This window comes from Pseudomonas sp. GM80 (assembly GCF_000282515.1).
Classification (GTDB): domain Bacteria; phylum Pseudomonadota; class Gammaproteobacteria; order Pseudomonadales; family Pseudomonadaceae; genus Aquipseudomonas.
In genome coordinates, this window is record NZ_AKJD01000126.1 from 1 (window position 1) to 26,125 (window position 26,125).

General features: G+C 60.1%; 22 protein-coding genes. 16 read left to right on the forward strand and 6 right to left on the reverse strand.

Translation table 11 applies throughout. The annotated features are described in order from the left end of the window. The first annotated feature begins 350 nt into the window (after positions 1–350). The 3 genes from PMI37_RS19285 (at position 351) to PMI37_RS19295 (ending at position 2,575) form a co-directional block, all read left to right on the forward strand. Positions 351–734 (forward strand): tautomerase family protein, encoded by a 384-nt coding sequence (locus tag PMI37_RS19285; RefSeq protein ID WP_008083949.1) that lies wholly within the window; start codon positions 351–353, stop codon positions 732–734. Positions 735–941: 207 nt separating this feature from the next. Beyond that, a complete protein-coding gene (locus tag PMI37_RS19290; RefSeq protein WP_008083952.1) occupies positions 942–1,466 on the forward strand; it encodes a cysteine hydrolase family protein in 525 nt (174 codons plus the stop codon). Between the two features lie 140 nt (positions 1,467–1,606). After that, a complete protein-coding gene (locus PMI37_RS19295; RefSeq protein WP_008083953.1) occupies positions 1,607–2,575 on the forward strand; it encodes a 2-hydroxyacid dehydrogenase in 969 nt (322 codons plus the stop codon). Here PMI37_RS19295 and tssA read toward each other — a convergent pair. The 5 genes from tssA to PMI37_RS19320 are packed head-to-tail and all read right to left on the reverse strand — an operon-like array spanning position 2,572 to position 10,088. Then, on the reverse strand, positions 2,572–3,654 hold the full coding sequence (gene tssA / locus PMI37_RS19300; protein WP_008083954.1) for a type VI secretion system protein TssA: 1,083 nt from the start codon (positions 3,652–3,654) through the stop codon (positions 2,572–2,574). The two genes, PMI37_RS19295 and tssA, sit on opposite strands and share 4 nt — an antisense overlap. Continuing rightward, a complete protein-coding gene (locus PMI37_RS19305) occupies positions 3,651–7,481 on the reverse strand; it encodes a type VI secretion system protein (RefSeq protein WP_008083955.1) in 3,831 nt (1,276 codons plus the stop codon). Before PMI37_RS19305 ends, tssA begins: the two co-directional genes overlap by 4 nt. Continuing rightward, positions 7,478–8,242, reverse strand: a complete 765-nt coding sequence (locus tag PMI37_RS19310; RefSeq protein WP_008083956.1) for a DotU/TssL family secretion system protein — start codon at positions 8,240–8,242, stop codon at positions 7,478–7,480. Before PMI37_RS19310 ends, PMI37_RS19305 begins: the two co-directional genes overlap by 4 nt. An 18-nt stretch (positions 8,243–8,260) precedes the next feature. Next, positions 8,261–9,592 (reverse strand): type VI secretion system baseplate subunit TssK, encoded by a 1,332-nt coding sequence (gene tssK / locus PMI37_RS19315; RefSeq protein WP_008083957.1) that lies wholly within the window; start codon positions 9,590–9,592, stop codon positions 8,261–8,263. Positions 9,593–9,638: 46 nt separating this feature from the next. Continuing rightward, a complete protein-coding gene (locus PMI37_RS19320; RefSeq protein WP_008083960.1) occupies positions 9,639–10,088 on the reverse strand; it encodes a hypothetical protein in 450 nt (149 codons plus the stop codon). A gap of 227 nt (positions 10,089–10,315) precedes the next feature. Here PMI37_RS19320 and tssB point away from each other — a divergent pair, with 227 nt between their 5' ends. The 11 genes from tssB to PMI37_RS19375 all read left to right on the forward strand — a co-directional run bounded on the left by tssB (position 10,316) and on the right by PMI37_RS19375 (position 23,420). Then, on the forward strand, positions 10,316–10,858 hold the full coding sequence (gene tssB, locus PMI37_RS19325; protein WP_008083961.1) for a type VI secretion system contractile sheath small subunit: 543 nt from the start codon (positions 10,316–10,318) through the stop codon (positions 10,856–10,858). A gap of 30 nt (positions 10,859–10,888) precedes the next feature. Next, complete coding sequence (gene tssC / locus PMI37_RS19330) at positions 10,889–12,370, forward strand: type VI secretion system contractile sheath large subunit (protein WP_008083962.1); 1,482 nt, start codon at positions 10,889–10,891, stop codon at positions 12,368–12,370. A 278-nt stretch (positions 12,371–12,648) separates the two neighbouring features. Further along, positions 12,649–13,146 (forward strand): Hcp family type VI secretion system effector, encoded by a 498-nt coding sequence (locus tag PMI37_RS19335; RefSeq protein ID WP_008083964.1) that lies wholly within the window; start codon positions 12,649–12,651, stop codon positions 13,144–13,146. Positions 13,147–13,161: 15 nt separating this feature from the next. Next, the gene (tssE, locus tag PMI37_RS19340; RefSeq protein ID WP_045123199.1) at positions 13,162–13,605 is read left to right on the forward strand and encodes a type VI secretion system baseplate subunit TssE; all 444 of its coding nucleotides are present in this window, start codon (positions 13,162–13,164) and stop codon (positions 13,603–13,605) included. Further along, positions 13,589–15,382 (forward strand): type VI secretion system baseplate subunit TssF, encoded by a 1,794-nt coding sequence (gene tssF / locus PMI37_RS19345; RefSeq protein ID WP_008083968.1) that lies wholly within the window; start codon positions 13,589–13,591, stop codon positions 15,380–15,382. The genes tssE and tssF overlap by 17 nt, the downstream gene beginning before the upstream one ends. Beyond that, positions 15,346–16,371, forward strand: a complete 1,026-nt coding sequence (gene tssG, locus PMI37_RS19350; protein ID WP_008083970.1) for a type VI secretion system baseplate subunit TssG — start codon at positions 15,346–15,348, stop codon at positions 16,369–16,371. The genes tssF and tssG overlap by 37 nt, the downstream gene beginning before the upstream one ends. A 1-nt stretch (position 16,372) precedes the next feature. Beyond that, positions 16,373–18,913, forward strand: a complete 2,541-nt coding sequence (tssH, locus tag PMI37_RS19355) for a type VI secretion system ATPase TssH (protein ID WP_008083972.1) — start codon at positions 16,373–16,375, stop codon at positions 18,911–18,913. Between the two features lie 58 nt (positions 18,914–18,971). Continuing rightward, entirely contained in the window at positions 18,972–19,595 is a 624-nt protein-coding gene (locus tag PMI37_RS19360; RefSeq protein ID WP_008083975.1) for a hypothetical protein, read from the forward strand. A gap of 51 nt (positions 19,596–19,646) precedes the next feature. Then, positions 19,647–20,819, forward strand: a complete 1,173-nt coding sequence (locus tag PMI37_RS19365; RefSeq protein ID WP_157173099.1) for a nucleic acid/nucleotide deaminase domain-containing protein — start codon at positions 19,647–19,649, stop codon at positions 20,817–20,819. Between the two features lie 36 nt (positions 20,820–20,855). Further along, positions 20,856–22,865: a type VI secretion system Vgr family protein gene (gene tssI, locus PMI37_RS19370; RefSeq protein ID WP_008083978.1), complete on the forward strand. Its 2,010-nt coding sequence runs from the start codon at positions 20,856–20,858 to the stop codon at positions 22,863–22,865. Between the two features lie 12 nt (positions 22,866–22,877). Beyond that, on the forward strand, positions 22,878–23,420 hold the full coding sequence (locus tag PMI37_RS19375; protein ID WP_008083979.1) for a toxin-antitoxin system YwqK family antitoxin: 543 nt from the start codon (positions 22,878–22,880) through the stop codon (positions 23,418–23,420). A gap of 173 nt (positions 23,421–23,593) precedes the next feature. On the opposite strand, the gene PMI37_RS19380 is transcribed toward PMI37_RS19375, so the two are convergent. After that, complete coding sequence (locus PMI37_RS19380) at positions 23,594–23,989, reverse strand: DUF4280 domain-containing protein (RefSeq protein WP_008083980.1); 396 nt, start codon at positions 23,987–23,989, stop codon at positions 23,594–23,596. A gap of 191 nt (positions 23,990–24,180) precedes the next feature. On the opposite strand from PMI37_RS19380, the gene PMI37_RS19385 reads away from it, so the two are divergent. Together PMI37_RS19385 and PMI37_RS19390 are read left to right on the forward strand one after the other, a co-directional pair. Beyond that, positions 24,181–25,248 (forward strand): phosphotransferase family protein, encoded by a 1,068-nt coding sequence (locus PMI37_RS19385; protein ID WP_008083981.1) that lies wholly within the window; start codon positions 24,181–24,183, stop codon positions 25,246–25,248. 22 nt (positions 25,249–25,270) lie between these two features. Beyond that, positions 25,271–26,038 (forward strand): SDR family oxidoreductase, encoded by a 768-nt coding sequence (locus tag PMI37_RS19390; RefSeq protein ID WP_007911074.1) that lies wholly within the window; start codon positions 25,271–25,273, stop codon positions 26,036–26,038. Positions 26,039–26,125: the final 87 nt, after the last annotated feature.

A 26,125-nucleotide genomic window follows, 5' to 3' on the forward strand; every position in this document is an offset into this window, starting at 1 on the left:
GGCTTGCCAGCGATGGCGGTGGATCAGATGGCATCGATTCAAGCTATGCCGACACCTTTCCCACAATGACCATCACTGTTGCCCCTGTCTCTGCTCAAAACAAATCCCTGTAGGAGTGAGCCTGCTCGCGATGAGGCCAGCCCAGTCAACATCCTCATTGGCTGGACCAACGCCATCGCGAGCAGGCTCACTCCTACACCGTTCGGGGATAGATCCATAATCCTGAGCGACACAAAAAACCTGTGGAAGCTGGCATGCCAGCGATGGCGTCCGGTTGAAAAGCCGACTCTTCAAATCTGGTCCAAATGGTCTAGCGTGAATGAGTCCCCTGCCCCACGGAGTTTCCACCCATGCCCCTCGTTCGCGTCGAAATCAAAAAACATCCCGATCCGACCTTCGCCAAACGCATCGGCGAGCAGGTCTACGCCGCCATGCGCACGGCCATCAACGTCCCCGACCACGACAACTTCCAGATCCTCAACGAGCACGACACCAATCACTTCATCTTCGACCCCGAATACCTCGGCATCCAGCGTACCGATCAACTGGTGATCATCCAGATCACCCTTAACGAAGGTCGAACGCTGGAGCAGAAGAAAGCCCTGTACCAAACCATCGCGCAGAACCTCAACACACAACTGTCGATCCGCCTCGAAGACGTGTTCATCAATCTGGTAGAAGTGAAAAAGGAGAACTGGTCCTTCGGCAACGGCATCGCCCAATACGCCAATTGACAGCGGCACGGCGTAAACAGCATGATCGGCCTCATGAACCTTCGCGCGCTGCACCTCACCCGTACCACCACGACCGCCACCGGCGGGTCGTGGTGTTTGCGCCTGAGGTAAATCCAGCGCAGCAAACCCAAGGCCCCGCCAGCAATGGACGGGGCCTTGTTGTTTCTCCCGTCCGTGCGGCATTTTCAGCACCCAAGGAGAAACACCATGCCCGCAGCACTGTTGATCATCGATATGCAGGTCGGCCTGTTCCATGGCCCGGAAAAACCTCACGAAGGCGAACGCAGCCTCGCCAACATCCAGCAGTTGATCAAAAAAGCGCGCCTGCAAAACGTGATGGTCTTCGCCGTACGTCACACCGGCCCGGAGGGTTCGCCGATTGCTGCCGGCAGTCCATTCTGGCAATTGCTGCCTGAACTTGGCCTGGACGAAGAAATCGATGTCCTCTTCAACAAATCCCGGCCCAACGCCTTCCACGGCACTGAGCTGGCGCAGCAACTCACTGCCGCACAGATCGACGACCTGTACATCGTCGGCATGAAAAGCCAGTTCTGCATCGACAGCACCTGCCGCGCCGCTGCCGACCTGGGCTTCAAACCGCTGCTGGTGGCCGACGCCCACACTTGCATGGACACCGCGGCGCTGCCCGCGCAAGCCATCATCGACCACCACAACGCAACCCTCGGCGGTGCGTTCGCCCGGCTGATCAACAGCGCCGACGTGACGTTCTGACGAAGCGCCCGCGCGCGCCCCGTTTCAGCTCCTACACTGGCTGATACGGGGCAGCGGCCACCCTTGCCAAACCGCTCTGGAATCAGCACTCTGACACGACTTTTCGCGACCGACACAGCGACGATCACAGGAGCCGCGCAATGCCCGCCACCGTTCTGGTACTGGTTGAAACCATCAATGATTACTTGCCGATTCTCGAACATCAGGGCTTTCACCTGATTCTGGCGCCGACACCGGCTGAACGGGCACAAGCTATTGCCACTCACGGCGCACGAATCGACGCAGTGCTGACCCGTGGCCCGCTGGGCCTCACGGCCGAGGAAATCGCCGCCCTGCCCGCGTTGAAAATCATCACGGTGATCGGCGCCGGTTACGAGCAGGTCGATCTGCAAGCGGCAAGCGATCGCGGGATCACCGTGACCAACGGCGCCGGGGTCAACGCCTCGTCGGTGGCTGACCACGCGATGGCGATGCTGTTGGCGTTGGTGCGCGACATTCCACGGTGCGATGCCGCGGTGCGTCGCGGCGAATGGCCGAAAATCATGCGCCCGTCACTGGCCGGCAAGCGCCTGGGAATTCTCGGGTTGGGGGCGGTGGGCATGGCGATTGCCAAACGGGCGAACCTGGGTTTCGACATGCACATCAGCTATCACAGCCGCCAACTGCGCAGCGACGTGCCTTATGCGTTCTGCTCGACGCCGACCGAATTGGCGCGGGCCTCGGACTTTCTCATCGTCGCTACGCCGGGCGGGATCGGCACGCAGCATCTGGTGACGCGCCCAGTGCTCGACGCACTCGGCCCCAAGGGTTTCATCGTCAACATCGCCCGCGCCAGCGTGATTGCCACGGCGGACCTGATCACCGCGCTTGAACAGCGCAGAATTGCCGGCGCCGCGCTGGACGTCTTTGACCATGAGCCGCAAGTGCCCGATGCGTTGAAAACCCTGAGCAATGTGCTGCTCACCCCGCATGTGGCGGGTCTGTCACCGGAAGCCACCCAAGGCACGGTCGAGTTGGTGGGCAAGAATCTCGCGGCGTTTTTCTCCGGTCAGCCGGTGCTGACGCCAATTGCGCTGCCGCCGAAACTCAACAACCAGCGAGTGCACTAAAGCACCCCGAGCAACGTCCACAATCGTCGCGATTCGGCATCGGCCGAGATCAATTCACCGAGCAGTTCGCTCAGCGGCTTGTTGCCCCACTCCACCCCGCGCCGAATCAGGTACGGCACGGGGCTGTGGGGCTCGGTGCGGGCCAGATATTCAGCGATCAACAGCAATTGCCGGTAGGCCTCTTCGCGGTTGGCCGGTTCGCGAAACACCTGCGCGATCGGCGCCGCTTCTTCAGGCTGCTCTGCAGCGGCAGGCACCTCGACCCGTGGCGGTGGTGAAGCCGGTTGCTGTGGGTGCATGGCGATGAATTCCTCAACCAGTGTCAGCAGCGCTTGAATGATGTCCTGCAGCGGTCGCACGCCTGGCCCCTGTTCACCCAGGTAGGCTTCACTCCAGGTGTCGAGCCGTTGCAGGTGTTGCAGGCTCAACAACAGATTGCCCTGGGTGCGCAGCCAGAACGCCAAGGGCGTTGCGCGCACCTGATCGTTGAGTTTCTTCTGTTCGTTGCGCGCGGTTTCCGCCGAACTCTTGGCGTTCTTGCTGTCATTGGCTTGCACCTGCTGAACCTGCAAACGGCGCCAGACTTCCAGCGTACAACTCTCGAAATCGCTGTTGCGCGTACCAAACAACGGCACGCGCGTGAGCAATATTTCACTGTAGCGACGCACCAGCCATTCCAGCGGAATCACCCGCCATGACTGATCGCCGTCCTCGGCCTGCGGGTGCAGATGCTCGGGAAAGCGCTCACACAATCCGGCGATCAGCGCCAGGCTGCCGGGCAATCCATCCAGCGCCTGCAAGTGCAGCCAGGCTTCGCCGAGCCAGGCGCTGAGCATCAGGTCCTTGCTGCGTTCGAGCAACAACTGCGTCGTGAGCTTCTCGACGTCCGACCAGTTGGCCCGCTTCAGTGTCGATTGCCAGACACCGGTCGGCAGGCTGGCGTCGTCCTCTCGGCGCAGGTCGCGCAACTGGTCGAACTCGCGCTCGTAACGCAGATCGACCCCACAGGGCGCCTGCGTGCTGATGGGCGCAAGCAATTGCTCAATCAAGTCCGGCAACGTGGTCGATGGCAGGCTCACAACCCCTCCTTCTGCGATTCAATGGCGGCGGTGCTGCTGGTCGCCTGAAACGGCGAACGCGGGGCGCGGGTGGGCAGCGGTGCAATCGACAGCGGCAATTTCGAGCCCTGACTCATCAACGACAGGCGCACGAACATCCGCGTGAATTCGCTGGTGACGCTGTCGCTGGACGCGGTCACCGGCAAACGCAAGGCCAGCGGAAACTCGGTGTAGTCCATGCTCGGCTGACGCTGCACCGAGAAATGCGCGCGCATCATGCGCAGCAGCGACCAAGGCCCGCCGTACTCCCAACCGGCTTCGAGGTCGCGCACCACCAGGTTCGGTTGCAGCGGATCGTTGACCGGGCGCTCCTTGCCGTTGCGCGCCCAGCGCAGGGTCAGGCGGATCGGCTGGCCGACCATCCAGCGCAGATTGGCTTGTTCGCCGGGCACCGGATAATTGATCTGTTGATTGCCGGCCAGCAGCCCGCCCGCGATCACTTGATCAGCGCCCTTCTCGTCATCGCGATCAGTGCGCCAGCGCACGTCCAGTTCGACGCCGAGAATGCCGCTCTTGTCGCGCACGAACAGCGGCGCCAGCCACGTACTGGCCTGCTTCAGACGATTGAGAAAGTCTGCTGCCGCGACACGTTCCGGGGTCTGATTGGTGGCCAGTCCCGCCTGCGCCACCGGCAAGCGTTTGTCGATCAGCTCCAGTAAATACTGGACCCGCGCCGGGTCGGCATCCTGCGCCTGCACACCGTTGGCAAAAGGAAACCGATCCGCCAGGTATTGATTGAAGTAGTTGGCCAGTTCATTCCACGCGGCCGCCGCTTGTTGCACCTGGAGCAACTGGCAGCGCTGCATGGCCGTCTGTTGCAGCTCCAGTGCGCGCATCGCCAGGGTGCCGCGGCCGCCAGAAAGATTGACGGTCTGCAGCATCTGCAAGCACGTATCGGTGTCCATCTCGATGAAATCGCGGCTGACCAGTTGCTCGATCTGCGCCGGCGAACTGGCCGGATTGGCTTCCTTGTACTTGAGCAATTCGTCGTTGAGCGCGTTGAACTGCGTCACGCGTTCGTAATCGAGCGCGGACAGATGGGCCTGCTGCGTCATCAGCCACTGCAACGAGGTGGCTCGCCGCTCGATAATGCCGAGCATGGTGTTGAACTGCTGTTTGAGACTCAGTTTGAGGTCCTGCACATCGTTGGCACCGAACAATTGCAGGCCGAGGTTTTTCGAGCCGTTCCATTGGCTGATTTCAGTGCGTCCACCGAACAGCGGTTGCGCGGTGATTTCATCCAGGCCATTGATGATCTGCGCCATCGCGCGGCGGTTAAGCGCGGTTTGCAGGCGCGTCGCCAGGTCCGTGCGATGGACTTCGACAAAGGCCTTTTGCAAATCCATGGCTTGTTCGGCCCGCACATTGAACACGGCATAGGGATGCGCCTGATCGTTATGATCCTTGAGGCTCATCCACATGGCCTGGGCGGCGGCGCTCTCGGCGGTTTTCATCATCGCACTGCGATAATCCGGCGGTATGCGCGGCAGCTCTTCGGCGATGTAACTGTTGTAATCGGCGAAATACTTCAGCGACTCATTAAGGTCATCGCCGTCTACGGTCTGCCCTTGCAGATTGACGTTGTCCTGGCTGTCACGCAGGGCCACCGAGACAAAATCACGCTTGAATAACGCCTGAATCGCGTTATGCAACTTCACCACTTGCTCCTGCAACGCCAATTGCCCGCTGGCCTGTTGCACCAGCAAATTGTCCCGCGAACCGACCTGGGCGATCCATTGATCGCGAAAGCTCTGCTGCAACTGTGCCGCCTGAGTGTCGAGGTCTTGCCCGACCTGCTGCCCCAACAACGAACTCTTGCGCACCTTGTCGATGAAATCTCGATAGCCCGGCACCAGTTCCTGGCCCTTGCCGCGACTCCAGGTGGAATTGGTCAGGGCAATCGCCGCTTGCAGATCGTCGATCAGCGCGCTCAGGTCTTCCAGCTCGCGCAGGCTATTGCCGCTGCCGGCCTGCAGTTGATTCAGGTGCAGTTTCAGGTAACCGGCGCGGCTGACAAAGTTGTCGGCGAGAAAGTACTGATCGAGCCAGCGCTGCATCAGCCCGGAAAAATTGCTGACGATCTGCGGGCGGTCGACGCTCAGGTCGAGTGCCTGCAAATTGTCGCCGTTGCTGTCGCCGGCCACGAGCAATCGATTGTAAAACGGCGCGTAGGGCAAGGTCGCGCTGTTGAGGTTCAGCGACAGCGCGCTGTTGCTCAGTTGCACTAAATCATCCAGCGGCGCGTGCTGATCGGTCTGCACCTGATTGAACAATTGGTTCTGCTGCTCCAGCCGCAACGCGCGATCGACCAGATCGTTGGCTTTTTGATAATTCTGCCATTGCGCCGGGTCTTCGCTCTCGACGCTGCTACGCCGGTCGGTGCTGCGGATCGCCTTGATGGTTGCCAGATCGGCGCTCAGCAATTGATGCAGAGGCAAGAGAATATGCCGTTGGGTCGACTGGAAGACCTCTTGCTCCAGTTGCGTGTCGAGCGAAGAAAACCACGAGGTCGGGAACACCAGCGAGACATAGTTCCAGTGCGGCGCCTTCTCCAGCACCCGCCAGAACGACTGGACGTTGCGCCGGGTCGGCTCGATGCGATGCGCCTCATCGGTGACCGCCACGTAGCTTTTCTGTGCGTTTTGCATCTGCCGCGCCAGCTCGTGCGCGTCCCTGACCGAGACATGCCAGGCCCAGACCATCGCCACCGCCCAGACCACCCCGACCACCAGGGCCACGCCGGCGGTCAGCCGTTGCCAACGCTGGCGCAGGCGCAACAGGCGCGGCACGCTCTGCGCCAATCCGCGCTCACCGACCAATCGCTGCCGCCACAATTGTCGCGCAAAGGCACTGCGCTGCAGACCGCTGTCGTCGGCGGAGAAACCATCCTGCGCATCGTCCCCGGCAATGTTGGCGGTGAAATACACACCACGAAAACACGGTGCTTCGCCCTGCGCATTGCCCTGAAAAACCGGTTCGAGAACATTCTGCAAACCACGCCGCAATGTCTCCAAGCGATCAGGCAAAGCGTACAGATCCGCACTCAATTGCCCGCACAGGGTGCCGATTTCGATCACCGCTTCGGCCACCGCCCGGTGCAGGCGATCCAGCGCCTGATCACTCCATTGCCCCTGCCAGACGACGTCACGCGGGTACGGTGACGACCAGCCCAAGGTGCGTTCGCGCGCCTCTTCCGGCAGCGCGCCGATCAACTCCTGAAACCCCGGCAAATCTTCCAGGCCGGTGACAATCACATACACCGGCACACTCAGGCCGAAGCGTTGCAGCAAGTCGATGAAACGTCGGCGTGCGGCCAGGCCAAGACTGGTGGCCTGCTCCAGATTGCTCAGGCGACTGGCCGGCACCGTCCAGATCACCGCGTCCAGTGGCCGTTTGCTGCGCAACCGCAGGATCAGCCCGAGCAGGCGCCACCAGCCGCCGCGTTGCAGGTGCATGCCGTCATCCGGCAGAAAAAGCGCCTGCGGCACCACCAGCACCGCGCCTTCGGGGTCTGACCACCAGCGGCCGAACCAGGCGGGTTTGTCGGTCGGCTGCAAGCGCCATTCGCTGACCAGTTGCGTGCCCTGGTTTTCATCGCCGAGCATCAGCAGCCACGGCATCTGATAACGATCCTGACTGCCCTGCTCCTGCTCCATGTGGCGCACCGACGCATAAAAACTGCGGATCGCCGCGCCGCTCTGGGTGCGCAACCACCACACCGCCACCGCGATAATCACCAGCAGCAGTAACAGCGCAACCACCCACGCAACAATCGTCAGCGGGCTCATGAGCCTTGCTCCGGTGCGGCGACCACATCGCTGGTTTGCAATATCGGTTGCAACTCCTGGGCGATATCGCGCCACAACCAATGGCCCAGACCCGTCAGCAACAGCAGCATCGCCAGAATCCCCAAGGCCAGGCGAAAGCCGTCCGGCAGCGCCGTGCGCACCGGCAACTGCAAGGGGGTCGCCAGCGACGGCTGCACCAGACGCCGACTGACATCGTCATACGTGGCTTCGTCCTGCCAGGCAAAATTGAACAACGCCAACCGCCACTTCGCCAATTGCGCGAGGCTGTGTTCACCGCGCAGGCGGCCATGGAAACCCAGAATCAGACATTGCAAATAGACGTTGGCCAGATCGCGAGTGATCGGTTGCTGGTCATCGAGCAGACTTTGAATCGCCGCCGGCACCTGCTCGCCCGCCTGACGACTGGCGTACAGCCGCGACTCCAGTGGTTTGTCCTGCCACGCCGCCTGCCCCGGCCATGGCTCGAACAACAGGGTTTCATCGATCAAGGCGACGAAGGCATAAACCAGCGCCTTGACCTGCTCGGTCGCCGAATCGCCGACCCGTGAATATGCCGTGCGCCATAACCGTTGCGACGCCTGCGTCGACAGCTCGACCACGGTCTCGACCAGCGCTGTTTCGTCCTCACTGTCCTTGGGCAGATGCACCCAGTCGTGTTGCCATTGCTGCCATGCCTCGCGGAACGCGCTGCTCAACGGTGCGTCCTGCAACCCAAGGCTTGCGGCACTTCCTTGCGACATACGGCGTTCCTTGTGTGATCAGGCACTTTCACTGTTCTGGGCAATAAACAGCACCACTTGCCACGGGCTGCTGGTCAGCTTCGCAGCCGGGGCGGCGATCATCAGCGGCAGTTGCGCGTCAAACCAGGCACCTTCGGCGCAGATCACAAACAGCCGCGTATCTTCGCCGACGCTATACGCCACCTGCTCGCTGCGGCTCATCACTTGATGGCTCAAACCGCTCATGCGCTGCCGACTGAGCAAGGCAATGTGCGGTGCCGACGCGATGATCGCGCTGCGCAACCAGTCAATCGCCGCTTGTTCACTGGCGCCGTTGGGCATGCGCAGGCCGATGACCAGGCGCTGGCTCGGTTGTTCATCAGGCAGTTGAATGGAAAAACTCTGCTCGCCACGTTCGAACGGCAAGCTGCGATAGCCGGCGCGGATCAGTTCGAGGGTGGTTTCCAGCCATTGCAGGACGGCGTCATAACCGCGCTGCAACTCGACAAAGTCCAGCGGCGCAAACGCCGGCACGCCGGCCAGCGGATCAAGCGCCGACCACGCGCCGGCCACGCCCAACAGTTGCACATAGAGCGTTTGCGGCTGGGCGATGCGACTACTGAGCGTGCCTTCGACTTCCGGCAAGCGTGCCCACAGCGCGGTCAACTGGCGGCGGATTTCCAGTGCATCGTCCTGATTGCCGGCCTGTTGCGCCTGACGCAAGCGACCACCGAGGAACAGGCATTTCTCCCGCGCCCGCGCGCAGAGCCCGGCGATGCGTCGACCGAGTGCAGATTCCGGCAGCACGATTGGCGTCGGTGGTGTGTAAGCGAGCGGCAGGAAACCGCCGCCCTCCTTGCGGATTTTCAGCAGCGGCAAACAGATCGAATCGGCCTTGTTCTGCTGCGTGCACAAGCGTGGGTTGGGGCGCCACACGGTGATCGATTCAGGGAATTCGCCGCTGGTGAGATCCGGCAGCGCCTCGCCAACCACCGACTGCAAGCGGCCCTTGAGCGGCAGCAACTGGCCGGCACGCCACAGCGGACTGATCGCCAGGTACACAGTGACGGTAGCATCGTCGGTGGCATCGATCGCCGCACTGACATCCAGTTCCAGCGTCGGCCCGACTCCGGCCTGCAAATCCACCGGCAGACCATCGGGCATGGTGCCCTGCAGCGATAACACGCGCACTACGCCGGCGCTGAGTGCCGACGGGTCGAATTCCATGTGGCTGACGCCCCAGAACCACGGATTGCACGCCTGCGCCAGGTGCGCGCCCAAGGCTTCAGCCCGCAGCCCTTGCAACTGAAAATGCTGCGGCAGCAATTGCATGCCTTCGTGCCAGCAAACCGCGTCAGGTAGCAGACTCATACGACTCCCTTCGACAAGACCGCGATCCGGCGGCAGCGGTGGTATTTCAGTGCTCGGTGTTGTTCACCAGGGTCATCTCGCGACTGTCGAATTTCAGCCACGCCTCACTCTGGTCGTCGAGGCGCAATCGGTGCGCTCCGGGAGTGTTATAGCTGGCGAAGACTAAAAGTCCAGCGGCCTTCTTGCCCCCCAGCGGGAAGGGTTGACGATCGATGAATTGCCCCGGCACCAGCTCAAGCCCCCACACACTCATCAGTTGCCGATAGTCGCGCTGATACTGCTCGCGCCCGGCGAACCACTGGCTGGCGCTGATGCCCGACAGTTGCTTGAGCAGATCGGGGTCGTTGACGGCGATGAAATCCACGGCAATCGGGGTGTCGTCGTTGGCTTTGGGGGCGACATCGAGGGTGAGGCTGTCGAGGTCGACCTTCGGCCCGAAAAAGGAGCAACCGCTGAGGCACGCCAACAGCAACGTTATAAAAAATCGTCTACGCAAAATGAATTTTCCTTTTCGCGAGCCTGTCCAAAAATGTTTTTGCTTGCATTTTTATAGACCTGTTCTAGCGTCTTGGGTAGTTCGGTTCCTACAGCCGAATGAGGAAGGTTTGTCAAAGGAACGACAGGTCATCTGCCTCCCTTTCTAACCTACGGTCCAGCAAGGGAAAGCGATGAACGGGCCATCCCGATGCATTGCGCCCGCTCATCGCATCGGAGTTCGCCGACATGGCAGAAAGTACTCAGCACAAGCTCGACCGGGTGCGCCCGCCCCGAGTGCAAATCACCTACGACGTCGAAATCGGCAACGCCATCGAGAAAAAGGAATTGCCGCTGGTGGTCGGGATTCTTGCCGATCTGTCGGGCAAGCCACTTGAGCCATTGGCAAAACTGAATGAGCGGCGTTTTACCGAAATCGACCGCGACAACTTCAACGAGGTGCTCGCCTCGATCAGCCCGCGCGCCACCCTGCAGGTGAACAACACCCTCAGCGGCGACGACAGCAAGCTCAATATCGAACTCAACTTCAAGCACATCGACGACTTCGACCCGGTCAAGGTGGTGGAGCAAGTCACGCCGCTGCGGCGCCTGTTCGAGGCCCGCCAGCGTCTGCGTGATCTGCTGACCAAACTCGACGGCAACGATGACCTGGACAAGCTGTTGCGCGATGTCATCGCCAACACCGAAGGCCTGCAGGAAATCAAGTCGGCCCGCCCGGACACCGCTACCCCGGCAGCTGATGCCGAGGCCCCGGCCGAACCGCAAGCCTGATCGTCCACTTAATCGAGGGGAGAATTCGCCATGCCCGCTTCTGCTCAGAAACAAGCCAGCGACAGTACGACCGAGACACTTTCCCTGCTCGACCAGATCATTCTCGACGGCCGCATGGCCCACGATGACAGTCAGCAGGATTACGCCCGCGACATGCTCGCGGAATTCGCCACCCAGGTACTCGACGAAGGCATGGCCATCGACAAGGACACGGTGGCGATGATCAACGACCGCATCAGCCAGATCGACGAGCTGATCAGCGCGCAACTCAACGAGGTGCTGCACCACCCTGATCTGCAAAAACTCGAAGCCTCGTGGCGTGGCCTGCACATGCTGGTGCAGAACACCGAAACCAGCACCCGGCTGAAATTGCGCCTGCTCAACGTCACGCAGAAAGAGCTGCAGAACGACCTGGAAAAAGCCGTCGAATTCGACCAGAGCGCGCTGTTCAAGAAGATCTACGAAGAGGAATACGGCACCTTCGGTGGCCATCCGTTCAGTCTGCTCGTGGGCGATTACACCTTCGGCCGTCACCCGCAGGACATTGGCTTGCTGGAGAAACTGTCAAACGTTGCCGCCGCTGCCCACGCACCGTTCATTGCCGCCGCCAGCCCACGGCTGTTCGACATGAACAGCTTCACTGAGCTGGCAGTGCCGCGTGATCTGTCGAAAGTCTTCGAGAGCCAGGAGCTGATTAAGTGGCGCTCGTTCCGCGAGAGCGAAGATTCGCGCTACGTCTCGCTGGTGCTGCCGCACTTCCTCCTGCGCCTGCCGTATGGCCCGGACACATCGCCGGTGGAAGGCATCAACTACGTCGAAGACGTCAACGGCACCGACCACAGTAAATACCTGTGGGGTAACGCCGCGTGGGCGTTGTCGCAACGTATCACCGAGGCGTTTGCCAAGTACGGCTGGTGCGCGGCGATTCGTGGTGCTGAAGGCGGCGGCGCGGTAGAGGGTTTGCCGGCGCATACGTTCCGCACCAGTTCTGGCGACTTGTCGCTGAAATGCCCGACCGAAGTGGCGATCACCGACCGTCGTGAAAAAGAGCTCAACGACCTCGGCTTCATTGCCCTGTGCCACAAGAAAAACAGCGACGTGGCGGTGTTCTTCGGCGGCCAGAGCACCAACAAGGCCAAGGTCTACAACACCAACGAGGCCAACGCCAACGCGCGGATCTCGGCGATGTTGCCGTACGTGCTCGCGGCCTCACGTTTCGCTCATTACCTGAAGGTGATCATGCGCGACAAGGTCGGCAGTTTCATGACCCGCGACAACGTGCAGACCTACCTCAATAACTGGATCGCCGACTACGTGCTGATCAACGACAACGCCCCGCAGGAAATCAAGGCGCAATACCCATTGCGCGAAGCGCGGGTGGACGTCACTGAAGTGGCCGGCAAGCCGGGCGCCTATCGGGCGACGGTGTTCCTGCGGCCGCACTTCCAGCTGGAAGAGCTGACGGCGTCGATCCGCCTGGTGGCGACGTTGCCGCCACCGGTTGCCGCTTAAAGCTCAAACACAAACCCTTGGTGGTGAGGGGATTTAGCCCCGATGGGCTGCGTAGCGGCCCTGGATTTTGGAGCCGCTGCGCAGCCCATCGGGGATAAATCCCCTCGCCACAGGTTCAGTACGCAGTGCTCAGTACTGAGTACTCAGTACTCAGTGCTCAGTGCTCAGTGCTCAGTGCTCAGTGTTCAGTGTTCAGTGTTCAGGGCCCAGTGTTCAGAGCCCTGAGCCCAGTGTTCAGCCCATTTGCCTAATGTGATTTTCTTCAGGAGTTTCAAGCGATGGATGCAATCATTCTCGACCTCGGCGGCGACATCAAAGGCGACAGCCTGCTCGAAGGTTTTGCGGACAAGATCGAAGTCATGTCCTACAGCCACAACGTCGCGATGCAAGTGACCAACGACGTCAGCAACTCGGAGCGCACCTCCGGTAAACCGCACATCGGCGAGTTCACCCTGACCAAGTTCGTCGACAGCTCGACACCGTCACTCAACGAGTACTGCTGTGCCGGTAAACCGATCCCTGAAGCCACGATCACCATCGGTCGCAACGCCGCCGAAGGCAGTGGACAGTTGATGCCCTTCATCGTCTACACCCTGACCAACGTGGTGATTTCCAACGTCAGCGTCAGCGGCGGCACCGGCGGCAAACCGGTGGAAACCCTGTCGCTGAACTTCACCAAGATCAAATGGGAGCTCACCGCACAGAAAGACGACGGCACCAAGGAAGGCACGGCCGCATCGACCTGGGACATGGCTGCCAACAAGCTTGTCAGCTAAGCCGGCGTCGCGGCCATGGCAGGCACCGGCATGCTCCCCCCGCTGTTCGAACGCCTCGCTTCGAGCGAGGCCGACGACCTGCGGGCGTTCGATCGGCAGGACTTGCTCGACTCGGTACACGCCGAACTCGGGCGCCTGTTCAATACCCGGCGTGGCCCGCGCACACTGACCCAGCCACCCAGCGTGATCGACTACGGCATCGCCGACTGGAGCGCTTTGCAACAACAGCGCAGCGATGACCGCCGTCGCCTGGCGCGGGATATTCGCGAAGCCATCACCTGGTTCGAACCGCGTCTGAAACTCGGCGAAGTTCAGATCACCCCCCTGCCCGATCAGCCGCAACGCATGAGCATTCGCTTGCTCGGTGAGCTGCGCAGCGGTCAGCAACACTGGCCGGTAGCGTTTGTCATCGAGCCCGGCGGTCAAGGGCTGGAGGTGCGCCATGAGCGACTCGATTGACCCGCAACTGCTCGACTATTACCAACGCGAACTGACCTGGCTACGGCATGCCGGCAGTCAATTCGCCGAGCGCTATCCGAAAGTCGCGCGGCGCCTGGAACTGTCACCCGGTGAATGCCCCGACCCGCATGTCGAGCGTTTGCTCGAAGGTTTTGCGCTGCTGGCGGCGCGTCTGCAACGACGCCTGGATGACGACTACGCCGAGTTCAGCGATGCGCTGCTCGAACAGCTATACCCCTTGGCGATGCGTCCGCTGCCGTCGTGCGCCATCGTCCAGTTCGAACCGGACCCGAGCAAGGGCAACCTTGATGGCGGCTATCCGCTGCCCCGCGACACACCGCTGTTCGTCACCACCGACAAGGGCCAGAGCATCCACTTTCGCACCTCGGCGGCAGTGAATCTGTGGCCGATAGAGGTCAGCGAAGCGTTGCTGCTGGGCAGCGACGAGGCACAGGCCCTGACCGGCGTGGCGCAGTCGCGTTCGGCATTGCGTCTGAGTTTGCGTTGCCTGGGCGACAGCCAATGGTCAACGCTTGCCATCGAACAACTGCGCATTCATTTGGCCGCCTCGCCGGTAATCAATGCCTGCCTGTATGACCTCCTCGGCGCGCACGCGGTGCAAGTGCTGGCGGGCTCGCCGGGCAGTGTGCCGGTGGCGGTAAAAGGCTTGCCGACCATCGTCGGCTTCAGCGACGACGAGGTGCTGTTACCCGATGAGGATGGTGTGCATCCGGGCATGCGTCTGCTCGCTGAATACTTTGCCTTCCCCGACAAATTTCATTTTTTCGACCTGCCGCTGCGCGGTGTCACCAGCGACAGTCAGACGCTGTACCTGTACATCGTGTTCGACCGCGCCCCCGGCAGTCGCCTGCATTTGCAAGCCAGTGACATTGCCCTCGGTTGTGCACCGGTGATCAATCTGTTCCCACGCACCTCGGAGCCGCTGCGCCCCGACGGCACCCGCAGCGAATACCGCTTGATCGCCGACAGCCACCGCGAAAACAGCGTCGAAATTCATAGCATTCGCGGCATGCGCGCCAGCTCCAGTGCCGGCGTGCAAAGGCTGCCCGCCTACTACGGCAGTCAGCACAGCGGCGGCGATCAACAGCGGTACTGGCATGCGCGGCGGGTCAACGGCATGACGCCCAACCGACTGGGCAGCGACTTGTTGGTGAGCGTGATCGACACCCGATTCGAGCCGCAAACCGATCTGCCCGAGTACAGCCTGACTGCCGAACTGCTCTGCACCAACCGCCACCTCGCGCAGAGTTTACCGGCGGGTACACCGTTGGGTTTCGAGCGCCCCGGCCCGGTCGCGTGGGCGCGTTTGCGCAACCCGCCGAGCCCGCAAAGTTTGCCGCGCCTGGACGGCGATTCACGCTGGCGCTTGGTGTCGCAGCTGACCCTCAATCACCTGTCGCTGGTTGAAGGTCCACAGGCGCTGGATGCCCTGAAAGAGATTCTGCTTCTGCACAACCTGCGCGATGAGGCCAGCGCGTTGCGGCAGATCGACGGCTTGCTGAGCCTGCGTTGCGAACGCGTGATCGGCCATGTCGGCGTCGATGCCTGGCGCGGCTGGCGCAATGGGCTTGAGGTGCAATTGCAACTCGATCCAGAGCATTTTGTCGGCAGCAGCGCGGTGCTGTTTTCCGCGGTGCTGGCGCAGTTCTTTTCGGTGTACGCCACGGCCAATCGCTTTGTGCGCACAGTCCTGATGCAGTCCGACAAGGAGGTCAAGGCATGGCAACCCCAAGCCGGCATGCCCCTGTCGCTCTGACACTGAGCCAGCGCCTGCGCCGCGATCCGCAGGCGTTCGAGTTGTTGCAGGCATTGTTGCTGCTGGAGCGCGAACAGCCGCAAGCCGATTCCCTCGGCAGCGGTACTTCGCCTCAAGCCGAAGCGGTGAAACTGCGCGGGCCATTGACGCCGATGTTTGCCGCCAGCCAGATCGAAGCCCTGCGCGAAGAACCGGGTGAACCGCTGACCCTCGACACGCCCGTGTTCGGCCTCGGTGGCCCGGACGGCCCCCTGCCCTACGCCTATCAGGAATGGCTGCAACAACGGGCGCGCGCCAAGGATCACGCGCCGGCCGAGTTCCTCGATCTGTTCCAGCATCGCTTGCTCAGCCTGCTCTACAAAGTGATGCGCAAACACCGCATCGCCCTCGGGTTTGTAACGCCGGGCGCTTCGCCGGTGCAGGCGCAATTGCGTGCGCTGACCGGGTTGTTGCCCAAATCGCTGCAGGAACGCCAGGCGATTGCCGATTGCGCGGTGCTCGCCTGCACTGCGCTGTATGCCGATGGCCGCCGCTCACTGGCCGGGTTCGCAGCGATTGTTCGCGAGCAGTTTGCGCTGCCCGTCGAACTGAGCGCTTACGAAGGTGCCTGGCGCGAGATTCCATCAGCAAGCCGCAGCGTGATAAAGGCCGGTGGACGCAACCTGCAACTGGGGCGCAGCGCCGTCGCCGGCACGCGGGTCTGGGATGAACATGCCGGTATTCGTCTGACACTGGGGCCGCTGCCCTCGACGCTGGCTGGACGATTTTTACCGGACGGCGAAGCGCATCCAGCGCTGGCCAGCCTGGCGGCGTTGTACTTCGGCCCGGACCTGGACATCACCCTGGTGCTGCTGGTACGCGGTGCCGGGCCGATGAAACTCGGGCGCCAGGCCCCGGCGCTGCTGAGCTGGAACGGCGGGATACAGCGTCAGGCCAGTCTCGCGGTGCAACGCATCGAAACCCGTCTTCGTCAGCTGGAGATCACCTGAAATGGAACTGGCCAGCCTGATCGGACGCCTCAACCCGGACAACCGCCGCGCCCTCGAACGCGCCGCACAGCGCTGCTTGCAACGCGGGCATCACTTTGTCGAGATCGAGCATTTACTGTTGGAGTTACTCGACATCGAGGGTGGCGATTTTGCTTTTCTGCTGCCGCGTTTTGGCCTTGAGCGGGATGCGCTGACGGCGGAAATCAACAAAGCGCTGGATCTGTTCAAGGCTGGCAGCACGCGCACGCCGGCGTTGTCTGCGCACACGCTGGGATTGCTGGAAGACGCGGTGGTGCAGGCCAGTGTGCTCGGGATCGACAACATCCGCTCGGGGCTGCTGTTACTGGCGCTGATTGATCGAGATGAGCGCCGCAGTCTGTTGCTCAACAGTGCGTCGTCGCTGCTGCGAATTCCCAAGGAAGCCCTGCGCGCCAACCTGCTGGAGTGGACGGAAAACTCGCGCGAACATGTCGGCCCACGCTCAGTGTCGTCTGGCAATCCTGCGCCACGGCAAGACAGCGTGCTGGATCAATACACCCAGGATCTGACCGCCGATGCCCACGCCGGACGCATCGACCCCATTGTTGGCCGCGACGGCGAGATCCGTCAGTGCATCGACATTCTTCTTCGGCGCCGGCAGAACAATCCGATTCTGGTCGGCGCACCCGGCGTTGGTAAAACCGCCGTAGTCGAAGGCCTGGCGCTGCGTATCGCCGCTGGCGACGTACCGCCGTCGTTGCAGGAAGTGAGTTTGCGCGTGCTCGACCTTGGCCTGTTGCAGGCCGGCGCCGGGGTCAAAGGCGAATTCGAACAGCGCTTGAAAGGCGTGATCGACGCGGTGCGCAATGCCGACAAACCGATCATTCTGTTCATCGACGAAGCCCACACGCTGATTGGCGCAGGCGGTGCCGAGGGCGGCAGCGATGCGGCCAACTTGCTGAAACCGGCGCTGGCCCGTGGCGAGTTGCGCACCCTCGCTGCCACCACATGGATGGAATATAAAAAATACTTCGAGAAAGACCCGGCCCTCGCCCGCCGTTTTCAGCTGGTGCAGGTGGAGGAGCCCGACGAAATAACCGCCGTGGAAATGCTCCGTGGCGTCGCCGCCAAACTCGAACAGCACCATGGCGTGCAGGTGCTCGATGCCGCAATCCATGAAGCGGTGAAACTCTCGCATCGCTACATTTCCGGTCGCCAGTTACCGGACAAAGCCATCAGCGTGCTCGACACCGCGTGTGCCCGCGTCGCCCTCGGCCAGCACGACGTGCCGCCGCCTCTGGAAAGCCTGCGCCACCGGCAAAACAGCCTCAAGGATGAAGTCGAACGTCTGCGTCGCGAGCAGGCTACCGGCCTGGATCACAGGGAACGCATCACCCTGCTGGAAGATGAATCGAAAACCAATGTGCAAGCGATCCGCGAACTGGAAACCCGCTGGAGCGAAGAGCGCGTGGCCGTGCGCGAACTGCTCGATACCCGCCGCGAGTTGCTGGCGTTGAGCGAACGTGCCGACAGCGATAAACCCGATGAAGCCACCGACAGTCGCATCGATCATCTCGCGGGCGAATTGCTGCGCCTTGAGGCTGGACTGGATGCCATCCGCCAGGACGATCCACTGGTGCCCGAGCAAGTCGACACCAAAACCGTCGCCGCTGTCATCGCCGGCTGGACCGGCATCCCCGTCGGCAAAATGCTCGCCGACGAAGCCCACGCAGTGCGCACCCTCGGTCAGCGCATGGGCCAACGGGTGATGGGGCAAAGCACCGCGCTCAATACCATCGCGCAACGCTTGCAGGCCTATCGCGCCGGACTGACCGATCCACAGAAACCGGTGGGTGTGTTCCTGTTGGTCGGCCCTACCGGTGTCGGCAAAACCGAAACCGCCTATGCCTTGGCCGATGCCCTGTACGGCGGCGAACGCAATCTGATCAGCATCAATCTGTCGGAATATCAGGAGGCGCACACCGTCAGTCAACTCAAAGGCGCCCCACCCGGTTATGTCGGTTACGGCAGCGGCGGCGTGCTCACCGAAGCAGTTCGGCGCAAACCGTATTCGGTGGTGTTGTTGGATGAAATCGAGAAGGCCCACCCGGATGTACTGGAGGCGTTTTACAACGTTTTCGACAAAGGCCTGATGGAGGACGGCACCGGTTTGGTGGTGGACTTCAAGAACACCGTGATGCTCGCCACCAGCAATGTCGGCGCTGAGCTTTTACTTGATACGCCGGTTGCGCAACTCGGCAGCGAAGCCTTTAACGAAGCGCTGCACAAAGTCCTCCTGCAAGCCTTCCGCCCGGCGTTTCTGGCGCGCATGACTGTGGTTGCTTATCGACCACTGGATGAGGCGACGCTGGAAGGGATTGTGTTGGCCAAGCTCGAAAAACTACGCGGACGCTACAAGGCAGCGACCGGTAAACAGTTCGAGTTTGATTCAGGGATTGTGAAAGCGGTGCTCGCCAAGTGCAGCGCAGCGGGCGCGCGGGATGTCGAGAATGTGTTGATGACGCAGGTGACGGGGAAGTTGGCGGAGTGGGTGTTGGAATAACATCCAAAAACCCTCGATCAAATGCCCAAATGGGGCAGAGAAACCAAGGAGACCAATCATGATTCCTGCAATTTTCTTTATTGGACCAATGGGAGGTGTGGATTGGGACAACACCCAAACGATGGTGAGAAACAACTGGCAAGCCGTCTGCGGTCTCATGACTAAACTGGGGGTGCCGGTCGCGACTTTTGTGGGTCAGCGTCAATTTGAATCCACGTTCAACTGGGATGCGTTCAAGTGTGAAGGTCAGTGCGGAGCCAGAGCCCTACCGCTGGACTGCGCCCAAATAGATCACAGAATCCCGCAAGCCTCACTTAACGGCAGTTTCCTTTATACCCTTGGTTCAATGCTGCCCGTTTTCGTGGGTAACACGTGCCAGATGAATTACAAAAATAGTCGTGGCCCCTTAGGGCGGGATGGTTTGCGTACAAATTGGAAGGTCTTTGATGAGGGCAAAATACTTGTAGCGCCTCACCAGATCGATTGCAGAATCGTCGAAGCAAATTACACCTACAACCCTATCAGCCGAAAAATAACTGTGAGCTTCCCCATTACAACGGGGATAACAGCGGCGGCAAAGGAGTTTGATTTGATCGAGATCCTGCGTAATGACATCACTAATGTCAGACCGCTGTGCCCTCCTTGTAATGGTGCACGAAATGCTAATCCCAACATATTCTGAAATCCAAAGGGGAAAGATTTATTTTTTGTACAGTTGAAAACGAAAAAAACCTTGTACACCAAGGGATTTATCCAAAGTTACGCCAATACAACAATATCAAAAAGCGAATTTATTCTGATAACATTTACAAAGGGAATTGCCATGTGCGACGAATGTTTCAAAGCCAGAGTCAAAAAAGCCTGTAGCGAAGCCTCTATTAATGAACTTCAATTGGCGACGATGGCTTTAGACAACAATGCAACCAACTTCCTCAATGTGCCCTACAACTATCAAGAAATCAACTGCCCATCCCCCGTACTACCCACCGCAAAAACCAGCCAAAAGGACAGAGGCAGGCGTTATAACGCTTCCAAAAAAAACGCAAATGAAGAATTGGTAGCAAGAAGAACCAATCTTTCTCAACAATTATTCTCCGATATGCCTGAAGCCAAACTCGGAGAATATCTAATGGAAAATAATCTGGACAAAGATGATCGTGATCTTGACAGAATATGTCGTCTACTGGTTGCAGGCCCTTTGAGCACGCAGGTTTGCGTAGCAGCTTGTTGGAGCCCGAGTTATTGGGAAGAACCGCCGACAATAATTTTCAGCACAAATCACTGCGAGGGAGAATCAGATTCAACCAACGACGAACTTAAAAAACTCATTCTTGCTTTCTTTAAAACCGAGCATGCAAAAATACATATCGAAGACAAGGATGCGGCAAAGGCCTCTCATAAAGCTCGCCTGGTTGGAGAGTACACTTTAACACTGAAAAACTTCATGAAAGCAAGAGATCTCGCAAAACTGAATCGCCCCGACAAAAGGGCCATGACTGCGTTGCTCGAAGGTAGATTCGAGGTCATAAACACAAACGATAAAAATGTACATGCTGAACTTCGAGTGCTCGAGCACTTGGAGTGGAAAACACGAAAGAATGCACCCGCTGAGTCAGACATAAAAACGACGCCGATCTATATAGGCGTATCGTTACTGTGCTGCTCAAAATGCGCAGCCTTTTTGTATCTTTATAGAAACTGTGATCGAAAGTTATTTCTACCAACAACCCGCGGACGCCATGGTGTAATGGACGCCGGCTGGAATGCCCCTCAGTTGCTCGGGCAGCTCATCAACAAAGAAGCTTTAATAGCAAATATTATCCATAGCGCCTACTCATCAGCTCAGGTAATCACTCGAAAACACATGACGGCCGACTTGTCTGACTCAGAACCGGACGATTACTAGAAAAAATAAATTCAAGAGACAATCAAGGATTAATCCATGCCCCGCACGACCGACAGCAACACCACGCTCTCCCTGATCGCCCCCTCGTTGTCGGCGCTTTACCCTGAATTACTACGCGGCGACGAAACGCTCAACTCGCTCGGTTCGCAAATCCTCAACGGCCTCAACGACGGCACCTCCCTTACCCTGACAACCGCAATCGCCACGCACGTCACCACCACCCTGCACAACGACGCGCAATTGCGCCCGTTCGACGCGCTGGTCGCCGAGATACGTCAACTCCCCGCCGACGCCACCGCCGAGCGCTATCAATTAATCCTGCGCCCGTGGCTCTGGTGGCTGACCCTCGCCAGCAACAATCGCGTGTTCCAGAACCTCGCCACCTCGGACATCGTCACCACGATCTTCAAGGCCCACGGTTTCAGCGATTTCAAACTCTCGCTGACCGGCAGCTACACCCCCCGCGAATACTGCGTGCAGTACGGCGAAACCGATTTCGCTTTTGTCTCGCGGCTGCTGGAAGAGGATGGCATCTTCTGGTTTTTCACCCACGACGCCGGCAAGCACACACTGGTGCTCGGCGACAGCAATGACGCCTTCGTGCAGATCCCCAACGGGCCGAAGATCAGCTACCTGGGGCAAGGACTGGGGCAGCGCGAGTTGCACGGCATCCGCTCAGGGCAAGTCTGTTTGCAGGCGGTGGCCGGGGTGTATCGGGCGACCGATTATGAGTTCACCACGCCGACCACATCACTTTACGGGCAGGCCGAAGCGGTGGCCGGGCCGCTGTCCATCTATGAACATCCGGGTGGTTACAACGCCAAGGCTCAGGGCGATGCGCTGACTAAACAGCGCGTTGACGGCTTGCGCAGTGAAGAGAAACGTTTTGTCGGCGAGAGCGACTGTCGCTGGCTGATTCCGGGGCACTGGTTCACCCTCGACGGTCACGACGATGCGAGCCTGAATATCGATTGGATCGTCACGCGTGTGACCCATGACGCCAGCCATGAAAGCTATCGCAATCGCTTCGAGGCCATCCCCAAAGCCACGCCGTTTCGCCCGCAACGGATGACACCGAAACCGCGCATGCACCCGCAAACCGCCATCGTCGTCGGCAAGTCCGGCGAAGAAATCTGGACCGATGAATACGGCCGTATCAAGTTGCAGTTCCCATGGGATCGCGACGGCAAGAATGACGAAACCAGTTCCTGCTGGGTGCGTGTGGTGTTGCCGTGGAGTGGCAAGGGCTTCGGCATGCAGTTCATTCCGCGCATCGGCCAGGAAGTCATCGTGACGTTTATCGACGGCGATCCGGATCGTCCGCTGGTCACCGGGTGCGTCTACAACGGCGACAACGCCCTGCCCTACGCATTGCCGGCCAATCAGACGCAATCGGGGATCAAGACCCAGTCGTCCAAGGGTGGCGGCGGCTTCAACGAGTTGCGCTTCGAGGACAAGAAGGACGCTGAAGAGGTGTTCTTGCAGGCGCAGAAAGACCTGAAGATCAACGTGCTCAACGACACCACCGCTACGGTCGGCCATGACGAAACCCTCACCGTACAAAACGCCCGCACCCGCACGGTGAAGGACGGCGACGAGACCGTGACGCTGGAGAAAGGCAAACGCAGCGTCACCATCCAGACCGGCAGCGACAGCCTCGATGTGAAGGATACTCGCACGGTAAAAGTCGGCGCCGACCAGAACCACAGCACCGGCGGCAATTACACCGACAAGGTCACCGGCGATTACAGCCTGACGGTGGACGGCAATCTGACCATCAAGGTCAGCGGCACCCTCACCCTGCAAAGCGGCGGCAGATTCACGATCAAGAGCGGCGCCGACCTGGCGACATCGGCCAGCACCTCGATCACGCACAAGGCCGGCACTGCCTTGACCAATCAGGCCGGCACTTCGCTGGACAACAAGGCCGGCACTACACTGACCAATGACGCCGGGATCAGCCTGACCAACAAGGGCGCCGCCTCGCAGACGGTCGATGGCGGCGGCATGCTGACCATCAAGGGCGGGCTGGTGCAGGTCAACTGACTAGGAGAAGCCATGGCGATCACACCGCTGGATCTGCAGCAGGATGACAAGCAGCTCAAGGGGCGTCTGCAGGACGGTCAACTTGACGGTGCGCTGAACATCAAGGATGACGGACGCAAACAGGCCGATCTGCATTACAGCCAGGGTGAACTGCAGGGCCTGTCGCTGCTTTATCACCCGAACGGCAAGGTCTCGGCGCAGATGCCGTTTGTGCGCGACAAGCTGCAAGGGGTCGCGAGTTTTTACGCACCCGAGGGTTTTTTACAGCGCAAGGCGACCTATCGGCGAGGATTGCTGCATGGCGAGGCGTTCAATTACTTCCCCGATGGTCAAGTAGCGGAGGCGGAGTTTTACCGCGAGGGCGTGCGTGAAGGGCGTTATCAGCGCTTTCATGCCAATGGCAAACCGGCGCTGGAAGCGCGCTATGTGAATGGCCAGTTGCTGGAGCCAGAGCAAGGATTTGCCGAGGATGGGCGGCCGTTGGGGGCGGATGGCAAGCCGATTTCGCGGGTGCGCTGGTGGTATCGGCAGTGGGCGGATCCGCAGCAGGCCTGAGGTTTTCCGACCGTATGGACTGGCCTCATCGCGGGCAAGCCCGCTCCCACAGAGTTTGTTGGTCACCACCCCCTGTAGGAGCTGCCGAAGGCTGCGATCTTTTGATCTTGTTTTTATAAAAGCAACATCAAAAGATCGCAGCCTTCGGCAGCTCCTACAGGGGTCCAGGGGGGTCAGGGGATGAGCATCTGCATTTGCCCTGGCATTGCGATTTTGATCACCCCGGCCCAGTTGCACATCAGCGTGCTGTTGGCATCGATCGCCGGCATCCCGCCCAGCAGCAAGGTCGGCGCGCCACCGGGAATCCATGGCGTGGCCGTCGCCGGAATGCACGGCATCGGCGTCAACACACCCAGCGCGGCAGCTGTGGCGGCGGCCACCATTGGATTGGCCATGCTCATGCACACACCGAACGGCAGGATGTTGACCAGCGGAATGTGATCCATGATGTTCGCCGCCGGCATCCCGCCGGTCAGCGTGCGGTTGACCGGCAGCACGTTGAGCATTGACGGCGCGGCGCCGAAGCTGCATTGCAACGTGGCCGTGGCACAGACTTGCGGACAGCCCATTTCACAGCTCCTTTTTTGCCCATGGCATACCCGCTAAACCTTAGTCTGCGCTGGCCGTTCGCGCACATTCCCCAAGGTGATTATCCGGCAACACGCTAACCTATAAGACCGCCCCGCGCTTGTGACCACCCGTGCGCGCCATTAGATTAGCCAATGATGTCTGGCCTCCAAAATAAGCAGAAGGGATAAGCATGGCGCTTACTGACCAGTCCACCCGTATCCGCTCTGGCGAAGAACTCGATGCCAGCCTGATCGATCCGTACCTCAAGGCGCACATTCCGGGCCTGAGCGGTTTGCCTGCGATCAGCCAGTTTCCTGGCGGCGCGTCGAACCTGACCTATCTGCTGGAATACCCGGAGCAGGAATTCGTCCTGCGCCGTCCGCCGTTCGGCCACAAGGCCAAGTCCGCCCACGACATGGGCCGCGAATTCCGCATTCTCAATCAGCTGCGCGATGGCTTCCCGTATTGCCCGAAAGCCTATGTGCATTGCACCGATGAGTCGGTGATTGGCGCCGAGTTCTACGTGATGGAACGGGTCAAAGGGATCATCCTGCGCTCGGAGCTGCCGCCGGAACTGGGCCTCGATTCGGCAAAAACCGAAACGCTGTGCAAAAGCTTCATCGACCGTTTTGTCGAGCTGCACCGCGTCGATTACAACGCCTGCGGTCTTGGCGACCTGGGCAAACCAGAAGGCTACGTCGCCCGCCAGATCAAAGGCTGGAGCGAGCGCTACGAAAAAGCCCTGACCCCGGACGCACCGCACTGGGAGGCGGTGAAAACCTGGCTCAACGACAAGATGCCGGCCGACCATCCGACCTCGAGCATCGTCCATAACGACTACCGCTTCGACAACGTCATCCTCGACCCGCACAACCCGATGCAGATCATCGGCGTGCTCGATTGGGAACTGACCACCCTCGGCGATCCGCTGATGGACCTGGGCAATACTCTCGCCTATTGGATTCAGGCCGATGACCCAGCACCGGTGCAACTGATGCGCCGCCAGCCGAGCCACGCGCCAGGCATGCTCACCCGCCGTGAGTTCGTCGATTATTACGCCGAACGCTCGGGCATCCAGATCGACAATTTCGACTTCTACTACACCTACGGCCTGTTCCGCCTGGCCGGCATCGTGCAGCAGATCTACTACCGCTTCTACCACGGCCAGACCCAGGACAAACGCTTCGCGCAGTTCATTCACATGAACAAACTGCTGGAGCAGATGAGCCTGCAGGTCATGGCGAAATCGAGCCTCTGACGGCCCACAACCAGGAACCCTTATGTCCAAGACTCAGTTGTTCGACCTCGACGGTAAAATCGCTTTCGTTTCCGGCGCCAGCCGTGGCATCGGTGAAGCCATCGCCAAACTGTTGGCCCAGCAAGGCGCCCACGTAATCGTTTCGAGCCGCAAACTCGACGGCTGCCAGCACGTCGCCGACGCGATCATCGCCGCTGGCGGCAAAGCCACTGCGGTGGCCTGCCATATCGGTGAAATGGAGCAGATTGCCCAGGTGTTCGCCGGGATCAAGGAACAGTTCGGCCGCCTCGATATTCTGGTCAACAACGCTGCGACCAACCCGCAATTCTGCAACGTGCTCGACACTGATCTGGGCGCCTTCCAGAAGACTGTTGACGTGAACATTCGCGGCTATTTCTTCATGTCGGTGGAAGCCGGCAAGCTGATGCGTGAAAACGGTGGTGGCAGCATCATCAACGTCGCCTCGATCAACGGTATCTCGCCGGGAATCTTCCAGGGCATCTACTCGGTGACCAAGGCGGCGGTGATCAACATGACCAAGGTCTTCGCCAAGGAATGCGCGCAGTTCGGCATTCGCTGCAACGCCCTGCTGCCGGGCCTGACCGACACCAAATTCGCCTCGGCGCTGGTGAAGAACGATGCGATCCTCAAGCAGGCACTGACGCAGATCCCGCTCAAGCGCGTGGCCGATCCAAGCGAAATGGCCGGTGCGGTGTTGTACCTGGCCAGTGATGCGTCGAGCTACACCACCGGCGTTGCGCTGAATGTCGACGGTGGTTTCCTCTCCTGACCCCCACTGAAACACAACCCTGTAGGAGCTGCCGCAGGCTGCGATCTTTTGATCTGTCTTTTAACAACAAGATCAAAAGATCGCAGC